At 72.6% G+C, this 16,886-nt stretch carries 16 protein-coding genes; 8 read left to right on the top strand and 8 right to left on the bottom strand.

Features of this window, described 5'->3' with window-relative positions; genetic code table 11:
- Positions 1-249 precede the first annotated feature (249 nt).
- From SM418_RS11685 to SM418_RS11660, 6 genes are all read left to right on the top strand, one after another.
- Positions 250-483, top strand: coding sequence for a hypothetical protein (locus SM418_RS11685; protein ID WP_371940574.1), 234 nt, complete (start codon positions 250-252; stop codon positions 481-483).
- A gap of 278 nt (positions 484-761) precedes the next feature.
- Positions 762-1,676, top strand: coding sequence for an ABC transporter ATP-binding protein (locus tag SM418_RS11680; protein ID WP_371940575.1), 915 nt, complete (start codon positions 762-764; stop codon positions 1,674-1,676).
- Positions 1,673-2,692, top strand: a complete 1,020-nt coding sequence (locus SM418_RS11675) for an ABC-2 membrane transporter-related protein (RefSeq protein ID WP_371940576.1) — start codon at positions 1,673-1,675, stop codon at positions 2,690-2,692. The genes SM418_RS11680 and SM418_RS11675 overlap by 4 nt, the downstream gene beginning before the upstream one ends.
- Before the next feature lie 125 nt (positions 2,693-2,817).
- Positions 2,818-3,297 (top strand): hypothetical protein, encoded by a 480-nt coding sequence (locus SM418_RS11670; RefSeq protein ID WP_371940577.1) that lies wholly within the window; start codon positions 2,818-2,820, stop codon positions 3,295-3,297.
- A gap of 77 nt (positions 3,298-3,374) precedes the next feature.
- Positions 3,375-4,529: a sensor histidine kinase gene (locus tag SM418_RS11665; RefSeq protein WP_371940578.1), complete on the top strand. Its 1,155-nt coding sequence runs from the start codon at positions 3,375-3,377 to the stop codon at positions 4,527-4,529.
- Positions 4,526-5,182 (top strand): response regulator transcription factor, encoded by a 657-nt coding sequence (locus tag SM418_RS11660; RefSeq protein WP_371940579.1) that lies wholly within the window; start codon positions 4,526-4,528, stop codon positions 5,180-5,182. The genes SM418_RS11665 and SM418_RS11660 overlap by 4 nt, the downstream gene beginning before the upstream one ends.
- A 217-nt stretch (positions 5,183-5,399) precedes the next feature.
- On the opposite strand, the gene SM418_RS11655 is transcribed toward SM418_RS11660, so the two are convergent.
- From SM418_RS11655 to SM418_RS11620, 8 genes are all read right to left on the bottom strand, one after another.
- On the bottom strand, positions 5,400-5,570 hold the full coding sequence (locus SM418_RS11655; RefSeq protein ID WP_371940580.1) for a DUF5670 family protein: 171 nt from the start codon (positions 5,568-5,570) through the stop codon (positions 5,400-5,402).
- Between the two features lie 122 nt (positions 5,571-5,692).
- A complete protein-coding gene (locus SM418_RS11650; protein ID WP_371940581.1) occupies positions 5,693-7,273 on the bottom strand; it encodes a SpoIIE family protein phosphatase in 1,581 nt (526 codons plus the stop codon).
- Positions 7,270-8,994: a sensor histidine kinase gene (locus SM418_RS11645; protein WP_371940582.1), complete on the bottom strand. Its 1,725-nt coding sequence runs from the start codon at positions 8,992-8,994 to the stop codon at positions 7,270-7,272. Before SM418_RS11645 ends, SM418_RS11650 begins: the two co-directional genes overlap by 4 nt.
- Before the next feature lie 4 nt (positions 8,995-8,998).
- Positions 8,999-10,057: an ATP-binding SpoIIE family protein phosphatase gene (locus SM418_RS11640; protein WP_371940583.1), complete on the bottom strand. Its 1,059-nt coding sequence runs from the start codon at positions 10,055-10,057 to the stop codon at positions 8,999-9,001.
- Positions 10,045-10,455: an ATP-binding protein gene (locus SM418_RS11635; protein ID WP_371940584.1), complete on the bottom strand. Its 411-nt coding sequence runs from the start codon at positions 10,453-10,455 to the stop codon at positions 10,045-10,047. Before SM418_RS11635 ends, SM418_RS11640 begins: the two co-directional genes overlap by 13 nt.
- Positions 10,452-10,838 (bottom strand): STAS domain-containing protein, encoded by a 387-nt coding sequence (locus tag SM418_RS11630; RefSeq protein WP_371940585.1) that lies wholly within the window; start codon positions 10,836-10,838, stop codon positions 10,452-10,454. Before SM418_RS11630 ends, SM418_RS11635 begins: the two co-directional genes overlap by 4 nt.
- Positions 10,838-11,674, bottom strand: a complete 837-nt coding sequence (locus SM418_RS11625; protein ID WP_371940586.1) for an STAS domain-containing protein — start codon at positions 11,672-11,674, stop codon at positions 10,838-10,840. The genes SM418_RS11630 and SM418_RS11625 overlap by 1 nt, the downstream gene beginning before the upstream one ends.
- Positions 11,675-11,826: 152 nt before the next feature.
- Positions 11,827-12,186, bottom strand: a complete 360-nt coding sequence (locus SM418_RS11620; protein ID WP_371940587.1) for an STAS domain-containing protein — start codon at positions 12,184-12,186, stop codon at positions 11,827-11,829.
- A gap of 145 nt (positions 12,187-12,331) precedes the next feature.
- Here SM418_RS11620 and SM418_RS11615 point away from each other — a divergent pair, with 145 nt between their 5' ends.
- Together SM418_RS11615 and SM418_RS11610 are read left to right on the top strand one after the other, a co-directional pair.
- Complete coding sequence (locus SM418_RS11615; protein ID WP_371940588.1) at positions 12,332-16,522, top strand: SpoIIE family protein phosphatase; 4,191 nt, start codon at positions 12,332-12,334, stop codon at positions 16,520-16,522.
- Positions 16,519-16,836, top strand: a complete 318-nt coding sequence (locus SM418_RS11610) for an STAS domain-containing protein (RefSeq protein ID WP_371940589.1) — start codon at positions 16,519-16,521, stop codon at positions 16,834-16,836. The genes SM418_RS11615 and SM418_RS11610 overlap by 4 nt, the downstream gene beginning before the upstream one ends.
- Positions 16,837-16,886: the final 50 nt, after the last annotated feature.

Here is a 16,886-nt window from a genome sequence, read left to right as displayed (position 1 = left end):
ACGTCAGAGGCCAAATGTCAGATCGAAACTAGCAACGAACAGTGACAGCACACTTGCTCAGCGTTACAGGGGTTCGGAGATCGGGCATCTACGCCCCGTTCCCACCGCCGTCGCCCAAGGAGCGCCATGCCCCACCCCTCACGAACCACCGCCGTCACAGTCCTCGCAGCGACCTTGCTCGCCTCCGCGGCCGCACCGGCGAACGCCCGGGAACGGGCCGCCGACCCGCAAGGAAAGATCATTGTTTTCGTGACCGAAGGGGCCCAGATCTCCTGGGCCGGAACCCGGCTCAAGGAATATCCGGCCTCGGCCGACTGCCAATCCCTGCCTCCGGGCGCGCACGTGGTCGCCAACTACGGCAACGGGCGGCTGCTCTTCTTCACCGACCCGTACTGCGCGTTCCCCGTCCCGCCGCCGTTCAATTTCATCTCGCCCGGATACGGCGCGCACGTCTCGCCGTCCGGCAGCTTCCGGGCCGGCTGACCGCCCCCGCCGCTCCCCGGCCGTCCGCCGCTCGCCGCCCCCTCGGCGATCACCAGCGGCCCGGCTCGCGCGCGCGGCGCCATGCGCCACGCGGCCGGGCTGCCCGCGTGAATCCGCCGCATACCCGTCTTCAGCAGTTCCAGATGCGGGCCAGGGCGATGGCGTAGCCCAGTCGAGCGGAGCCACGGCGTCGAACCAGCCGAAAGTACGAGCGGTGCCAGCGCGAACCGTGCTTTGGGCCGGTGACCTGGGGCGGCGCCGCCGCCGACGATGCTGCCATGCCGAAGGAAAATCCGATCCCGGTGCTGCATGCCGAGGGATTGACGAAAAGGTACGGCCGCCGGGAGGCGTTGAGCGACGTCGATCTGCGCATTCCGGCCGGACGCGTCGTGGGCCTGGTGGGTCCGAACGGGGCCGGCAAGTCGACGCTGCTGAACCTGGCCTGCGGGCTGCTGGAGCCGACGTCGGGCTCGCTGCGCGTCCTCGGGTCCCGGCCGGCGGCGAGCGCCGCGCACCTGGCCAGGGTCGGGTTCGTGGCGCAGAACTCTCCGGTGTACCCGTCGTTCAGCGTGGCCGACCATCTGCGCCTGGGCGCGCACCTCAACCCGTCCTGGGACCAGGGCATGGCCGGGCGGCGCATCGCGCAGGTCGGGCTGAACCCGGGCCAGAAGGCGGGACGGCTGTCGGGCGGTCAGCGCGCGCAGCTGGCGCTGACGATCGCCGCCGCCAAGCGTCCCGAATTGCTGATCTTCGACGAGCCGGCCGCCGCGCTGGACCCGCTGGCGCGCCAGGAATTCCTGCTGAACCTGATGGAGTTCGTGGCGGAGCTCGGCGCCAGCGCCGTGCTGTCGTCGCACCTGCTCGGTGACATCGAGCAGGTCTGCGACTACCTCATCGTGCTGTGCGACTCGCGGGTCCAGATCGCCGGCGACGTCCCGGACCTGCTGGCCTGGCACCACCGGCTGGTCGCGCCGCACGGCGATCTCGGCGGGCTGCCCGCGGGTGTCGAGGTCGTCCGGGTCGAGCAGGGCACCCGGCACGGCAGCGCGATGGTGCGCACCGACCTCCCGCCGTCGGAGCTCCCGTTCCGAGTCGAGCCCGTCACGCTCGAAGAGCTGGTGCTCGGCTACATGTCGCGGGCGAGCACGCCCGTCGCCCGGACGGGCGCCGCAGCCGGGAGGGGGGCCCGATGATCTGGTTGAACTGGCGGCAGTTCCGCCTCCAGGCGCTGGCCGGCGCCGCCGGACTCGCGCTGGTCGCCGGCTACCTGCTGTACCTGGGCATGGACATCCGGGACGCCCACGACGCCTACCGGTCCCGGTGCACCGACGCCGCCGGCTGCGCGCAGGCCGGGAGCCAGTTCCAGGGCGCCTACATGAACACGCTGCTGATCGTGGCCGCCGGACTCGGGCTGGTCCCCGTCGTCATCGGCGCGTTCTGGGGAGCACCGCTGATCGCCCGGGAGCTCGAACTCGGCACCCACCGGCTGGTGTGGAACCAGAGCGTGACCCGCCGCCGCTGGCTGATCGGCCGGATGGCGTTCGTCGGCCTGGCCGCGATGGTTCTGACGGGCCTGGTCGCCCTCCTGTTCACCTGGGTGGCGTCCCCGTACGACCAGGTCGCCGCCGACCGGTTCGGCACCATCGAGTTCGGTGCCCGCGACATCGCCCCGATCGGCTACGCCTTCCTCGCCTTCACCCTCGGCACCGCCGTCGGCCTGTTCGTGCGCCGGACGCTTCCGGCGATGGCCATCACGGGCGTCGTCTTCCTCGCCGTCCAGTTCGCGGTGCCGAACCTGGTGCGGCCGCACCTCATGCCGCCCGAGAAGGTCACCGTGCCGATGACCGCGCAGGCGATCAACCAGGCCAGGAACCTGGGCAGCTTCACCGGCGCCCCCGTCGTCGGCGGCCTGCAGGTGCCCGGCGCTCCCGACGCGTGGATCAGCGAGACCAGCCCGCTGCGCACCGCGGACGGACGGACGCTCGACGAGAGCGCGTTCGACCGGTGTTTCGCCACCCCTCCGAAGACCGGCGCCGGCGGCACGTTCGGCGACACCGCGGTGTGCCTGTCCGCACTCGACCTGCACGTTGACCTCGAGTACCAGCCCAGCGGCCGCTACTGGCACTTCCAACTGGCCGAAACCGGGCTCTATCTGGTGGCCGGCGCGCTCCTCACCGTCATCGCCCTGCGGCGCGTCAGGCGCGCCTGAAGCACCCTCGCTCACTGATTCCCGATCCCGAAACGAGGTCCCTCATGCCGCTCGCGAACGGCCACGGGAAAGGTGCCGCTCGGTCCCCAGCGAATCCGGACGTGCTGGTCAACACAGGTTTGGGCGTGGTGTTCGCCCTGGGGATCGCCTTCACGGCGTACATGCTCATCAACAGTTGGGGCGACGCCTACTGGATCTACACCACCGCCGTCGCGGTGGTGATGTGCGGGCTGGCGCTGCTGCGCGGGCGGCGGCGGAGGGCGTGGCCCGCGGCGGCGGGCGTGACCGTGGCGGCCGGCGCCGTGGGGCTGTCGATGGCGGCCGACCTGCCGCAGGAGCCGTCGCCCATGGCGGCCCTGGCCCTCGCGGTGCTCATCGGCTCCTCGCTCAGGGTCCTGCCGGTGCCGTCGGCCGCCGCCATCGCCGCGGGCGGCGTCGCCGTGACCGCGCTCGCCTGGTTCTCCGGGCCCACCGGACCGACGGCCCTGGCCACGATGCTGGTGGTCGGCGGGCTCGTCGTGGGACCGCTGCTTCGCGCGTTCGCGCCCGTCCAGCCGTCCGGCGCGCCGGCCGCGGAGTCGCCGCCCGCCCGCCCCCGGCCGTAGAGATGGGACATCGGGACGCGCCGGACCCGGATCAGTCCACGCGCACCGCCGGACGGAGCGTCGATACGCTGGCCGGCGTGACCGTTCCACGGGGATGGGTCCGGGGCGTCTCCGTGGCCGGGCTCGGCGCCGTGCTCCTGACGGCGATCATCGTGCAGGCCGCCGCCATCGCGCAGAGCTGGGGCGCCTGGTACTGGGTGCCGGGCAGCGTCTCCGCGGCCGTGGCGTGCCTCGCGGCGCTGCGGGGGCTGCGCCGTCCGCTCCGGCCGGCGGTCGTGGCGTTCTGCCTCGCGGCGGCGGCCATCGTGCTCACCCGCGTGGCCGGTCCCGACCTTCCCGCCGAACCGAGCCCGGCCATGACCCTGGCCCTGGCCGTGCTGACCGGGTCCGCGCTGCGGGCCCTCGCGCCGGTACCGGCCGCCGCCGTCGCGGTCGCCGTCCCGGCGTTGATCATCGCCGGTCAGCTCGCCGCCGGGCCGCCGCCCGCCGGCCTCGCGGCGGTGACGGCGCTGGACGGCCTGGTCTGGCTGGCCGCCGTCGGCGCGGGGCTGTCGCTCCGGCTGCTGGACGTCCGGGCTCGCGCGGCCGCCGATCGGGTGCGGCGGGACGAGCGGCTGGAGCTGGCCCGGGAGCTGCACGACGTGGTGGCCCACCACATCACCGGCATGGTGGTCCAGGCGCAAGGCGCCCAGGTCGTCGCGCGGCGGAATCCGGAGCAGGTGGGCGAGTACCTCGCCGAGCTGGAGGCCGCCGGCACCGACGCCCTGGCCGCGATGCGGCGGGTCGTCGGGCTGCTGCGCGACGCCGACGACGCGCCGCCGGCGTCCCCCGGGCCGGAGCGCCTCGCCGCGCTGGTGGAGCGTTTCCGCCGGCAGGGCCCGGACGTACGGCTGGACATGCCGGACGGGAACGGGGACCCCGAGTGGCCTCCGGAAGTGACCACCACCGTGTACCGCGTCACCAGGGAGGCGTTGACGAACGTGCTGCGGCACGCGCCCAAGGCCCGGTCCGTGACGGTCACCGTCGAGCAGGGCGCGCGGGATGTCACCGTCGAGGTCGCCGACGACGCCCCGGCGGCCCCGGCCCGGCACCCTCATCGCGGCGGTTATGGTCTGATCGGCATGCGCGAACGCGTCGAGTCGCTCGGCGGCTCGCTGCGCGCCGGGCCGCGGCCCGGCGCCGGCTGGTCGGTGCGGGCGACCCTGCCCGTCCCCACCAGGGAGCCCCGATGACGATCTCGGTCCTGCTCGCCGACGACCAGGCGATGATCCGCCGCGGGCTGCGGCTGATCCTGGAGGACCAGCCCGACATCGCCGTCGTCGGGGAGGCCGCCGACGGGGCCGAGGCGGTCGCCCTGGCGCGGCGGCTGCGCCCGGACGTGTGCCTGGTCGACATCAGGATGCCCCGGCTCGACGGCATCGCGGTGACCCGAGCGCTGGCCGGCCCGCAGGTGACCGACCCGATGCGCGTCGTCGTGGTCACCACCTTCGACCTGGATGAGTACGTGTACGGGGCGCTGCGCGGCGGCGCGGTGGGCTTCATTCTCAAGGACGCGGGGCCCGCCCTGCTCGTCGAGGCCGTCCGCGCCGCGCACAAGGGCGAGGCGCTGGTCTCGCCGTCCGTCACCGTCCGGCTGCTGCGGCACCTGGCGACCGCCTCGGCGCCGGCGCGCGCCGCGCAGCCCCCGCCCCTGTCGGACCGCGAACTCGAGGTCGTCCGGGCCCTGGCGCGCGGCCGTACCAACCAAGAGATCGCCGCTGAGCTGTTCATCTCGCTCAGCACCGTCAAGAGCCACCTGTCGGGCATCCAGGCCAAACTAGGGGTGCGCAACCGGGTCGGCATCGTCACCTGGGCGTGGGAGAACCAGCTCGTCGACACAACGTGACGCGGCGCACCCGAAAAGGCGAATGTAATTCTCGCCACAATGGCGAAAATTGCGACGCGGGACCAATCTCCAGGGCGCCCGCGAGCCGTCCTGGCCGCATCATGACGGCCGGGACGGCTCGGCGATGGGTCGGCCGATCGAGCGCCGAGGCGCACCGCGGGGTCGATCGCGGTGCGCCTCGGCGACCTGGGAGCCGATCAGCGGCGTGCCTGCGCGTTCACCACCTGTACCAGCGACCGCGGCGGCCGCCGGAGCTCGTCGGACGGACCACGAAACCGATCAGCCAGAGCACCAGTACGATGATCGCGATCCACCACAGGGCTTTCAGCGCGAACCCCGCGCCGGCGAGAATGAGAATGAGCAGAAGAACCAGTAGCAACGGAACCATGTGTGCACCTCCGGCCCCGGATATGCCCCTCCGTTGCCAAACTATTCCACGCACTTGGCCCTTTTTTTACCTTCGCCGGGGGCACCGGGAATGGGCAGGTCACGCGACAATCGGGGCCGCCCTCACTCGAGGTCGCGGCGCATCGCGATGAGGGCGACGTCGTCCTCCCGGGGGCCGAACTCGGCGATGATGCGGTCGCCGTACTTCTCCAGGTCGTCGTCCACCTCGGCGGCGACCGTACGCAACCGCTCCATGTTGGCGCTCAGGGAGACGCCGCGCTCCTCGATCAGCCCGTCGGTGATCAGCACGACGGTGCCGCCGGGCGGCACCGTGAGCTCCTCGGTCCCGACCATGTCGGCCGGGAAGCCGAGCAGCAGACCGCCGCGACCGCCGTATTCGCCCCTCTCCCCGGCGATGTGCAGGGGCGGGGGATGCCCGGCGTTGGCCACCCGCAGCGCCCCGGTCCGGGGGTCAAGGGCCATCAGGACCATGGTGGCCGTCTGGTCGTCGTGGTAGCGCAGCAGCACGTCGTTGAGGAGCCGGAGGATCGCGACGGCGTCGTGGCCCTCCTCGGCGAAGGCGCGCAGCGCGTGCCGCAGTTCGGCCATCACCGTGGCGGCGTGCAGGGAGTGTCCCTGGACGTCCCCGATGGCGATCAGCACGTCGTCGCCCCGGTCGATGACCTCGTAGAAGTCGCCGCCGACCTCGGCCTGGTCGCTGGCCGGCTCGTAGCGGACGGCGAACGTCCAGCCGGGCACCGCCGGCCGGCCCGCGGGAAGCAGGCTGCGCTGGAGGGTCAGGGAGATCAGGTGCTCCTCGGTATAGGAGCGCAACGCCTCCATGGCCAGCGCGAGCGCCTGCCCGAGCTGGCGCAGCAGGTTGGCGTCGTCCTCGTCGGCCGCTCCGTGCGCCCTGATCGCGACCCCGATCGGGGGCCGGTCCCGCTTGATCCGCGAGGTGACCAGGAGCACGTCGTCCGTGACGGCACTGTCGGGCACCAGCTCCAGCCACCGCCGCGACGGGACGGGCACGACCCGCGTGCCGGTGCCGTCGTCCAGGCCGGCCAGCCGGGCCAGGAGCTCGGGCATGCCCGGCGGGCTCGGCCGGGACAGCGGTTCGGCGCCCAGGCTGATGGTCCGTCTCGCCCGGCCGTCCGGGGGAAGCAGGAACACGGCCGCCGGCTCGGCGAAGATCTCGAAGGCGCCGCGTGCCGCGACCGTCGCGAGCGCGTCGAACGTCTGGGCGGCGTTGATGGCCAGCGACGTCCGGGTGAAGGCGGCCAGCCGGTCGGCGATGCGTTCGGCTCGGCGCCTGGCGCGGTAGTAGCGCAGCACCGCTTCCGCGGTGGCGATGAACTCGCCCGGGTCTATCGGGTCGGTCATGTAGGCGTCGGCGCCGCGCTGCAACCCGTCGGTGCGGTCGGCGACCTCGACGGCCGTGGCGGAGATGTGGATGACCGGCAGCGACGCCGTGGCGGGCGAGCCCTTGATCTGCTCGCAGACCTCCATGCCGTTGACGTCGGGAAGCTGGATGTCCAGGACGACCAGTTCCACCTCGTGTTCGGCCAGCCTGTCCCAGACCTCCGTGGCCGAGGCGGCTTCGACGACGGTGTGCCCGGCGCGGCGCAGCCAGCTGCCGATGATGTACCGCTTGGTGTCGTTGTCGTCCACGACCAGGGTCGTGTACGAGGGACCGTCGTTCATCGGGCGCTTCCCTGCGGGCGCGGTGCGCGGGCCCGCGACACCGTGTCGGCGAGCATCGCCGGGGAGAGCTGGTCCTCCGCGAGGACCGCGTCGACGCGTTCCAGTCCGGAACCGGCCGGGCGGCCCCTGGCCGCGGACGCGATCAGCACGATGACGCTGCCGGGCGCCGGCCGGGCCAGCACGGCATGGACGTCGGGGTCCGGCAGGCCGGGGCCGAGCAGGACGAGGCCGGGCGGGTCCGCGATGATCAGGTCGCGGGCGGCCAGCCCGTCCGAGGCCACGCTGACCCGCTCCGCGGCGTCGTCGAACATGCCGCGCAGGGCCTGGCGGAAGCTTTCGTCGCCGTCGACGATCAGCACGTGCCCGAGACCGAGGTCGGGCAGGCCCCTCGGCGGGGGTAGCCGGAGGGTCACCGTGGTGCCGACGCCGGGCTCGCTGTCCAGCACGAGTTCACCGCCGAGGGCGTGGGCGAGACGCCGGGCGTAGGGCAGGCCGAGCCCGGTCCCGCCGCGTTTGCCGCGCGGTACCTGGTAGAACTCCTCGAAGACGCGCTCCTGGTCGCCGAAAGGGATTCCGATTCCGGTGTCGGTGACGACGAACTCGAGATTGTCCGGGGTGACCCGTACGGTCAGCCGCACCTCTCCCTCGTCGGTGAACTTCAGCCCGTTGGCCAGCAGGTTCCGCAGGATGCGGGTCAGCATCTCCTCATCGGTGACCACGTCGGCGGGCGCGGCCGGGTCGGTCTCCGTCCGCAGTTCCACGCCCGCCTGCTTGGCCATCGGGGTGAGGACCTCCAGCAGCCGCCGCAGCAGGGAGGACATCTGCACCACCGACAGGTGCGGCGCCAACCGGCCCTGTTCGGCCTTGGCCATGTCCAGCAGCTCGTTCACCAGCGACAACAGGGTCCCCCCGGCGTCGGCGATCAGCGAGATCTGGTGCCGCTGCTCCCCCGTGAGGGGCTCAGCGGCCGGGTCGAGCAACAGCCGGGTGAGGCCGATGACCCCGTTGACGGGGGTCCGCAGTTCGTGGCTGATGTTGGCCCAGAAGCGGTTCTTGGCCGCTCCCGCCTCGCGCAGCTGGTCGGACTTCTCATCCAGTTCGGCGTACAGCGCCACCACCCCCCGGTTGGTCTCCTCCAGTTCCATGGAAAGCTGGTTGTAGAGCGCCATGACGCCGTGGTTGGTCTCCTCCAACTCGGCGTTGAGCACCCGGAGTTCCTCGCGCTGCCGCCGGACGTCCTCCAGCGCGTCGATCAACTCGGCGTTCTGCTTCCGCAGTTCCTCCAGCGCCGGGATCGGACGCAGCCGTCCCAGCCTTTCGCGCAGATCGGCCAGCGCCGGACCGTCCGCCGCGCGGGTGTCGGAGGGCAGGTTCTTGCGCAGCCGGATGACCCGCCCGGCAGGTGTCCCCGCCTCCTCGACCAGGTCGAGCAGGCGCGCGGCGGCCGCCTCCCCTTCCTTCGGACGGGTCGCGCCCGGAACCGGATCCGCGTCCAGCTCCACCACCAGACCCGGGGGATGCTCACGGTCCAGAAGGAACACCACCGTGACCTCGCCGGCGTGAGCGTACAGCTCGCGGCCGACCTCGCTGAGCGCCGTGGCGACCCGTACCTGGTCCTGCGCGTCGAGCCGCGCCGCGGCGGCGACCTCCCGCCCGGCCTGCCGGACGGCGAAGACGCCCTCCTCGTCCGAGATCCGCACCCGCAGCAGTTCCTCGGCCACGAGCTCACCTCCGCCCGGCGGTGGTCACGACCAGGACGCCCCGGTCGTCGTGCCGGACCCCCGCCACGCGCAGCAGGTCGGCGGCGATCAGCAGCGGGTCGCGTCCGGGACCGGGGCGGCCGACGACGTCCCACTTGTCGGTCAGCCCGTCGGAGTGCAGGACCACGACCGCGCCCGGGGGAAGGTCGTACACCTGCTCGCGCAGCCTCCTGGACTGCGCCCCCGCGATCCCGGGAACGGAGATCATGCCGTGCCGGCGCTCGGGGCCGATGATCCATCCGGCGACGTTGCCGAGCCCGGCGAACCGCACCGTGCCCGCGCCGGGGTCCACCGCGGCCACCGCGACCGCACCGCCCCGGGTCGCGCCGAGCCGCCGGTGCACCTGCGCCAGGAGGTCGACGGGAGCGGCCGGCAGCGCCGCCTCCCGCAGCACGGCGACGGCCTCCGAAGACGCGCGCGCCGCCATCGGCCCGTGCCCGAGACCGTCGCACAGCATCGCGTACACCGTCCCGCCCTCGGTCCGGGCGGCATAGGCGTCCCCACACTCCTGCTCGCCCTCGATCGGACGCGTCAGTCCGGCGAAGGGCGGGACGGACGACGACGGCGCGGCCGCTTCGCCGTGCGGCCGCAGGAACCGCGCGAACAGCACGGTGCCCGTACTCGGAAGCGAGTGCATGCCGCTGTGGTCGGCCAGCCGCTCGATCGCCCCGAGTCCGATGCCGAGCGAGCCGCTCGTCGAGTAGCCGTCCCGGCGGGACCCCGAGACGTCGGCGATGCCGGGCCCCCGGTCCAGGCAGACGATCTCCAGCGCGGCGTCGTCGCCGGCCCGGACCACCCGCACCAGCATCTCGCCCTGCTCGGCGTGCTTGGACAGGTTGGTGGCCGCTTCGGTCACCGCGATCTGGATCCGGCCGAGAGGCTCCGCGGTGAATCCCAATCGCTCGGCCATCCGGGTGGCGTGGCGCCGCAGCCCCGCGGCGGAGCTGCCCTCCTCCACCCGCGCCCACACCGAGTCACCGGCGGGCGGGCTGCTCGTCCAGCCGGCCCCGGTCAGCGGGTCCACTTCGTCACCGTAATCGTGGTGCCCTCGCCGACCGCGGTGTCCAACTCGAACTCGTCGACCAGGCGGCGCGTGCCGGGCAGCCCCAGGCCGAGGCCGCCGCCGGTGGTCCACCCCTCGGTGAGGGCCTGCTCGACATCGGGGATGCCCGGCCCCGCGTCGGCGAACACGAGCCGGACGCCGGGCCGGCCGCGCGCGTTGACGGCCGATTCCACGCGGGCGGTACCGCCGCCGCCGTACACGAAGGCGTTGCGGGCCAGCTCGCTGGCAGCGGTGACGATCTTGGTCTGGTCCACCAGCGACATGCCGGCCGCCGCCGCCGCGGCACGCACGACCTGCCGCACGTGGACCACGTCCTCGTTGGAGGCGATGGACAGCTCGTCGCCGGGCGGGGTGGTCACCGGTGGTCCACTGCGCCCGGGCCGACTGCGGGCAGCGGTGCGCCGAGCAGGCGCATCCCCTTCTCCAGATCGAGTGCCGAGCGCACCCCGCCGAGGGACAGCCCCAGCTCCACCAGCGTGATCGCCACCGCGGGCCGCATCCCCACCACCACGGTCTCGGCGTCCATCAACCGCGACATCGAGGCGATGGTGGCGAACATCCTGCCGATGAAGGAGTCCACGATGTCGACCGCCGTGATGTCGATGATCACGCCGTGCGCGCCGGTCTTGACGATGCGGTCCGCCAGGTCCTCCTGCAGCGCGAGGGCGGTCTGGTCCTGGAGATCCACTTGGATCGACACCAGCAGCACCTCACCGATTTTGAGAATCGGCACCCGCTCCATCAGGCGTTCGCCCTCTCGCTCACGCGGATTCCGCTCCTGTCCAGGGTGTGGGCCAGGGCGTCGGCCAGGGTGGCCTTGGTGGCGATGTCGCCGAACTCGATTCCGAGCGCCACGATCGTCTGGGCGATCTGCGGGCGGATGCCGGAGATCACGCACTCGGTGCCCATCAGCCGGGCCGCCATCACCGTCTTCAGCAGGTGCTGGGCGACCTCGGTGTCGACGGCGGGCACCCCGGTGATGTCGAGGATCGCGAACTGCGAACCGGTCTCGACGAGCCGCTCCAGCAGCGTCTCCATCACCACCTGCGTGCGGGCCGAGTCGAGCGTGCCCACCAGCGGCACCCCGAGGATGCCGTCCCACAGCTTCACCACCGGCGTGGACAGCTCGAGCAGCTGCTCCATCTGGTCGGCGATGACCTGGTCGCGCGCGGCGACGTAGGTCTCGAACGTCACCAGCCCAAGATCGTCCACCCGGGCCGAGAACTTCACGAACTCGGCGTAGACGGCGGAGTCGCCGGACGCCTCGACCTGCTCCAGTACCGCCTGCTTGAGCGCGAACACGCTGGTCGCGGTCTCGCTGGGGCTGAACCCCTGCCGGGCTCGGCTGCGCGACATCTCCGCCAGCGCGGCGCGCAGCTCGCCGGCGGCGTCCTCGTCGCCTGTGGCGACGGTCCGCTCGATGAGCCCGTACAGCTCGTCCAGTTCGGTCTTCAGCTCATCCCCGGTCATCCGCCCCCGCACGCCTTCGGCGGCGAGCTCCACCCAGCGGCTGAGCAACGCCTTCCGTCGTGACTTGAGCAACTTCGGAAGATGCGTGCCGTCCACCCCACCGCTCATAAGGTCCTGCTCCCCTCCTTCACGCGCGCGCCCGGTCTGCGCCGCACGCCACTACTGTTCGGAACAGTACCGCCCATATTCATTCATTACGGACACTATGGGCGGACTGTGCGCCACGTCGCGGGCCCGGACCGCGCGCCGGTGGACACTGCTCACTCCTGGCGGAACGCGGTGATCGCCTCGTCGATCGTGGGATGGAAGACGAAAATCTGGTCGAGTCCGATGATACGGAAGACCTGGAGCAGGTCGGGATTCAGCGCGGCGAGCAGCAGCAGGCCCCCGGCCGCCCGCGCGCGTTTGTAGGCGTTGATGAACACGGTGATGCCGGTGGAGTCGGAGTAGGCGAGACCGGACAGGTCGAGCACGACGCCCTTGCCGGGAGCGAAGGGCACCGCTTCCAGGGCCTCCCGCAGCCGCGGGGCCGTGTGGTGGTCGAGATCTCCGGCGACGCGCAGGACGGGCACCTCGGCGTCCGGCGATGGAAGGTCGATGGTGAACGTGTTGTGGGTCACCTAGAAGGCTCCTGTGCAGATCGGTGCTGCCGAGAGATGGAGGGGCCGGGTCAGAACCTGATTTATCCTACTTAGCCTGCGCATCATCTCTCCCGTGCCGGCGAGTGATGAGAGGACCGGAGAGGCCGACGCGGAAGGACGTCCCGTGACGCATTGTGACGGCGGTGAGCGCGACGCGACCGGTGGGACCGGGGCGGACGTGTTCTCAGCCGATCGCGAGATCGGTCGCGATCTCGCCGCGGTCGACTGGTCGGCGACCCCGCTCGGCCCGCCGGCCGGCTGGCCGCAGAGCCTGCGCACGGCGGTGAGCATCCTGCTGTCGTCCCGGTTCTCGATGTGGATGGCGTGGGGCCCGGAGCTGACGTTCTTCTGCAACGCCGCCTACCGGCGCGACACCCTGGGGCGCAAGTACCCCTGGGCGCTGGGCCGTCCCGCCCACGAGGTGTGGGCCGAGATCTGGGACGACATCGGCCCGCGGATCGACACCGTCCTCACCACGGCGCAGGCGACGTGGGACGAGGCGCTGCTGCTGTTCCTCGAGCGGTCGGGATACAGCGAGGAGAGCTACCACACCTTCTCCTACAGTCCGCTGCGGGACGACGACGGCGCCGTCGTCGGCATGCTGTGCGTGGTCAGCGAGGAGACCGAGAGGGTGATCGGGGAGCGGCGGATGGCGACGCTGCGGGACCTCGGCTCCGACCCCACCGTGGTGCGCACCGAGTCCGAGGCGCTGGCCTTCGCCCACCGGCAACTGGACCGGAACCGGCAGGATCTCCCGTTCACGCTGACGTACCTGTTCGACGGCGACGGGCCGGCGCGGCTGGCGGGCGCGACGGGGATCTCCGGCGATCACCCGGCGGCGCCGCTCGTGGTGCCCGCCGGCGACTCGGGCGGCACCGGCCCGGGGCCGGTGTGGCCCGCGGCGGCACTGGCCCGGGGCGAATCGGTGCTGGTGCCGCTCGACGGCGGCCCGTTCACCGATCTGCCGTCCGGGAGCTGGCCGCAGCCGCCCGTCCAGGCGCTGGTCGTGCCGCTGCTGCAGCAGGGCGACGCGCCGTACGGGTTCCTGGTGGCCGCGCTGAACCGGTACCGGGCGCTGGAGGAGGGGTATCGCGGGTTCGTGGAGCTGACCGCCGGGCACCTCGCGGCCGGGGTCGCCAGCGCCCGCAGCTACCAGGCCCAGCAGCGGCGAGCCGAGGAACTGGCCGAACTGGACCGCGCGAAGACCACCTTCTTCTCCAACATCAGCCACGAGTTCCGCACCCCCCTGACCCTGATCATGGGTCCGGTGGAGGATCTGCGGAGCCGCCTGGCGGACGCGGACGACGACGTGCGCCAGGACCTGGAACTCGTCCGCCGCAACGGGCTGCGCCTGCAAAAGCTGGTCAACGCCCTGCTGGACTTCTCCCGCATCGAGGCCGGCCGGATGCAGGCGAGCTACGAGCCGGTCGACCTGTCGGCGGTCACCGCGGAACTGGCCAGCGTCTTCCGTTCCGCCATCGAGAGGGCCGGCCTCTCCCTCGACGTCGACTGCGCCCCGCTGCCCGGGCCGGTGCACCTCGACCACGGCATGTGGGAGAAGGTGATCCTCAACCTGCTCAGCAACGCGCTGAAGTTCACCTTCGACGGCGGCATCCGCGTTTCGGTCCAGGCCGAGGACGGACACGCCCGGGTCACCGTCGCCGACACCGGGGTGGGCGTGCCCGCGGAGGAGATGCCGCGGCTGTTCGAGCGGTTCTACCGCATCGAGAACGCGCGCTCCCGCTCCAACGAGGGCAGTGGCATCGGCCTGGCCCTGGTCCAGGAGCTCGTCGGCCTGCACGGCGGAACCATCACCGCCGACAGCCGTGAGGGCGAGGGCACCCGTTTCACGATCCGGCTGCCGTTCGGGACGTCCCACCTGCCCGCCGGGGCCATCGGCTCGCCGGGGGCCGCCCCGGCGGTGTCGGCCACCGCCGATCCCTACGTGCAGGAGGCGCTGCGCTGGCTGCCCGGCGAGCCCGCCGGGCAGGATCCCGGCCTGCCGCCGGACGCGGCAGGCCCGGTCTCGGATCCAGCGTCCGCCCACGAGGGCGCCACGCCGGCCACGGTCCTGGTCGCCGACGACAACGGCGACATGCGCGAGTACCTCGCCCGGCTGCTGCGCGGCGCCGGCTACCGGGTCGACACCGTCGCCGACGGCCGGGCCGCGCTGGAGGCGGTGCGCCGCGACCCGCCGGATCTCGTGGTCAGCGACGTGATGATGCCCCGCCTGGACGGGCTGGAGATGGTGGCGGAGCTGCGCGCCGACCCGCGCACCGCGGCCGTGCCGGTGCTGCTGCTGTCGGCCCGCGCCGGGCAGGAGGCGTCGATCGAGGGCCTGCGGGCGGGCGCCGACGACTACCTGCTCAAGCCATTCGCCGCGGCCGAACTGCTGGCCCGCGTCCGGGCGAACGTGGAACTGGCCCGGATGCGGAGCGGCCATGCCCGCTGGCGCACCGCACTGGTCGACTCCCTGCAGGAGGCGTTCTTCGTCTGCGACGAGGACGGCGCCATCATCGAGACGAACGCCGCGTTCACCGACATCCTCGGCTACGGAGCGGCGGACCTGCCCTACTCGCCGGTCCACCCCTGGTGGCCGGACGAGGAGACCGACGCCGAGGCGCACCGGATGGTCGCCGACGCCTTCGCCACCCTGCTGGACCAGGAACGCGGCACCTACACCATCCCCGTCGACCATCGCGACGGGCACCGGCTCTGGATCACCGCGTCCTTCAACCACGTCCACGACCCGGACACCGAGCGGCGCGTCATCGTGGGAACCTTCCGCGACGTCACCGCGGAGCACTACGCCATCCAGCGCGAGAGCGCCCTGGCCGCGGTGAGCCTGCGCCTCGCCGGATCCGTCGGCCTGTCGGACGCCCTGTCCGGCGCGCTGGACGAACTGCGGGAACTGTGGCGCGCACGGCGCGTGCTGGCCGTCCTCTTCGCAGGCGACGAACCGCCCGCCCTCACCTCCACCGACCCGGACCTGACCTGGCACACCCTCCCGGAGCGGCGCCGCCTGGAACTGAGCGCCCTGCGCGCGTACCCCACGCTCACCCCGTCGGCGGAGCATCCGGCCGCCATCACCCTGGAACACCCCCAGGGCACCCTGGGGGTCTGGGTCGAGCTGAACGAGCGGCGCCCCTTCACCGACCAGGACCAGGTGCTGCTGACGCTGCTGGCCGGGCACATCGCACAGGGTCTCGTCCGCGCCCACCAGATCGACCAGCAGCGCGACACCGCCCTCGCCCTGCAGCGCGCCATCCTCGGCCCCTCCCGGCTGCCCGACGGGTTCGCCGTCCGCTACGAGCCCGCGGCCAGCCCGCTGGAAGTCGGCGGCGACTGGTACGACACCTTCGACCTCCCCGACGGCCGCACCGGCATCGTCGTGGGCGACTGCGTCGGGCGCGGCCTGGAAGCGGCCACCGTCATGGGGCAGCTGCGCAGCGCCTGCCGCGCCCTGCTCCTCCAGAACGCCAGCCCCGCCCACACGCTCATGGCCCTCGACCACTTCGCCGCCGGCATTCCCGGAGCACTGTGCACGACCGCCTTCTGCGGCGTCCTCAACCCCGAAACCGGCGGCTTCACCTACTCGAGCGCCGGGCACCCGCCCGCCATCCTCGCCCATCGCGACGGAACCACCGAACTGCTCGGGGGCGGCAGGTCCCTTCCGCTCGCCGTCCGGCCCGGACGGCCCCGGCCCGACGCCGAGATAACCATCCCGGCCCGCGCCACCGTCCTGCTGTACACCGACGGCCTCGTCGAACGCCGGCGCCGTTCCCTGAACGACGGGATCGCCCAGGCGGGCCAGACCGTCCAGGACGGCCGCGACCAGGCCCTCGACGACCTCGCCACCCGCATCATGAGCCGCCTGGCGCCGCCGGGCGGCTACGACGACGACGTCGCGCTGCTGCTGTACCGGCACCCCGCCCCGCTGGAGGTGACCTTCCCCGCCGAGTCGGCCCAGCTCTCCCCCGTCCGCGAGGCCCTGCGCGACTGGCTCGCCCAATGCCAGCTGTCCCGCCGGACGGCGCAGAACGTCCTGGTGGCCGCCGGTGAGGCCTGCGCGAACGCCATCGAGCACGGGCACCGCCACACCCCCGGAGAACTCGTCAGGCTGCGCGCCGAGGCCGGCGTCGACCGGCTGCACCTGACCATCGTCGACTCGGGCCGGTGGAAGACGCCCCGGCCGAACCCCGCCCACAACCGCGGCCGCGGGACGGCCCTGATGCGCGCGCTGACACAGCAGCTCACCATCACACCCGGCGCGAACGGCACCACCGTCGACATGTACACCAGGATCGAGCCATGACCGCACCTTTGACCCTGACGACCGGTCAGCACCCGGACGGCGCGGCCCTCCTGACAGCCGCCGGCGAGATCGACATGAGCAACAGCCAGGCGTTCGCGACCGCCATCGACACCGCTCTCGGCGGCACCGACGGCCGCCTCGTCCTGGACCTCACCGCCGTCGAATACCTCGACAGCGCCGGGCTGAGCATCCTCTTCACGCACGCCGAGCGGCTGGAGCTGATCGCTCCGCCCCTCCTCGAACCGGTCATCACCCTGTCCGGACTCGCCGACCTGGCGACCGTCCGCACCGCACCCACCGCCGACCCCCAGTAGGGCACGCGCCAGATCCGCGGACGGGCCGCGCCTCGCGGTACCCGCCGTCC

This window comes from Actinomadura chokoriensis, assembly GCF_041463665.1.
Classification (GTDB): Bacteria; Actinomycetota; Actinomycetes; order Streptosporangiales; family Streptosporangiaceae; genus Spirillospora; species Spirillospora chokoriensis_A.
Note: the sequence above shows the minus strand (reverse complement) of the source record. Positions and strands in the feature narration are given on the sequence as shown.

Coding starts and splice junctions, on each gene's coding strand:
- SM418_RS11680 (WP_371940575.1), top strand. CDS start 762: ATGCCGAAGGAAAATCCGATCCCGGTGCTGCATGCCGAGGGATTGACG.
- SM418_RS11675 (WP_371940576.1), top strand. CDS start 1,673: ATGATCTGGTTGAACTGGCGGCAGTTCCGCCTCCAGGCGCTGGCCGGC.
- SM418_RS11660 (WP_371940579.1), top strand. CDS start 4,526: ATGACGATCTCGGTCCTGCTCGCCGACGACCAGGCGATGATCCGCCGC.
- SM418_RS11655 (WP_371940580.1), bottom strand. CDS start 5,570: ATGGTTCCGTTGCTACTGGTTCTTCTGCTCATTCTCATTCTCGCCGGC.
- SM418_RS11650 (WP_371940581.1), bottom strand. CDS start 7,273: ATGAACGACGGTCCCTCGTACACGACCCTGGTCGTGGACGACAACGAC.
- SM418_RS11630 (WP_371940585.1), bottom strand. CDS start 10,838: ATGGAGCGGGTGCCGATTCTCAAAATCGGTGAGGTGCTGCTGGTGTCG.
- SM418_RS11625 (WP_371940586.1), bottom strand. CDS start 11,674: ATGAGCGGTGGGGTGGACGGCACGCATCTTCCGAAGTTGCTCAAGTCA.
- SM418_RS11610 (WP_371940589.1), top strand. CDS start 16,519: ATGACCGCACCTTTGACCCTGACGACCGGTCAGCACCCGGACGGCGCG.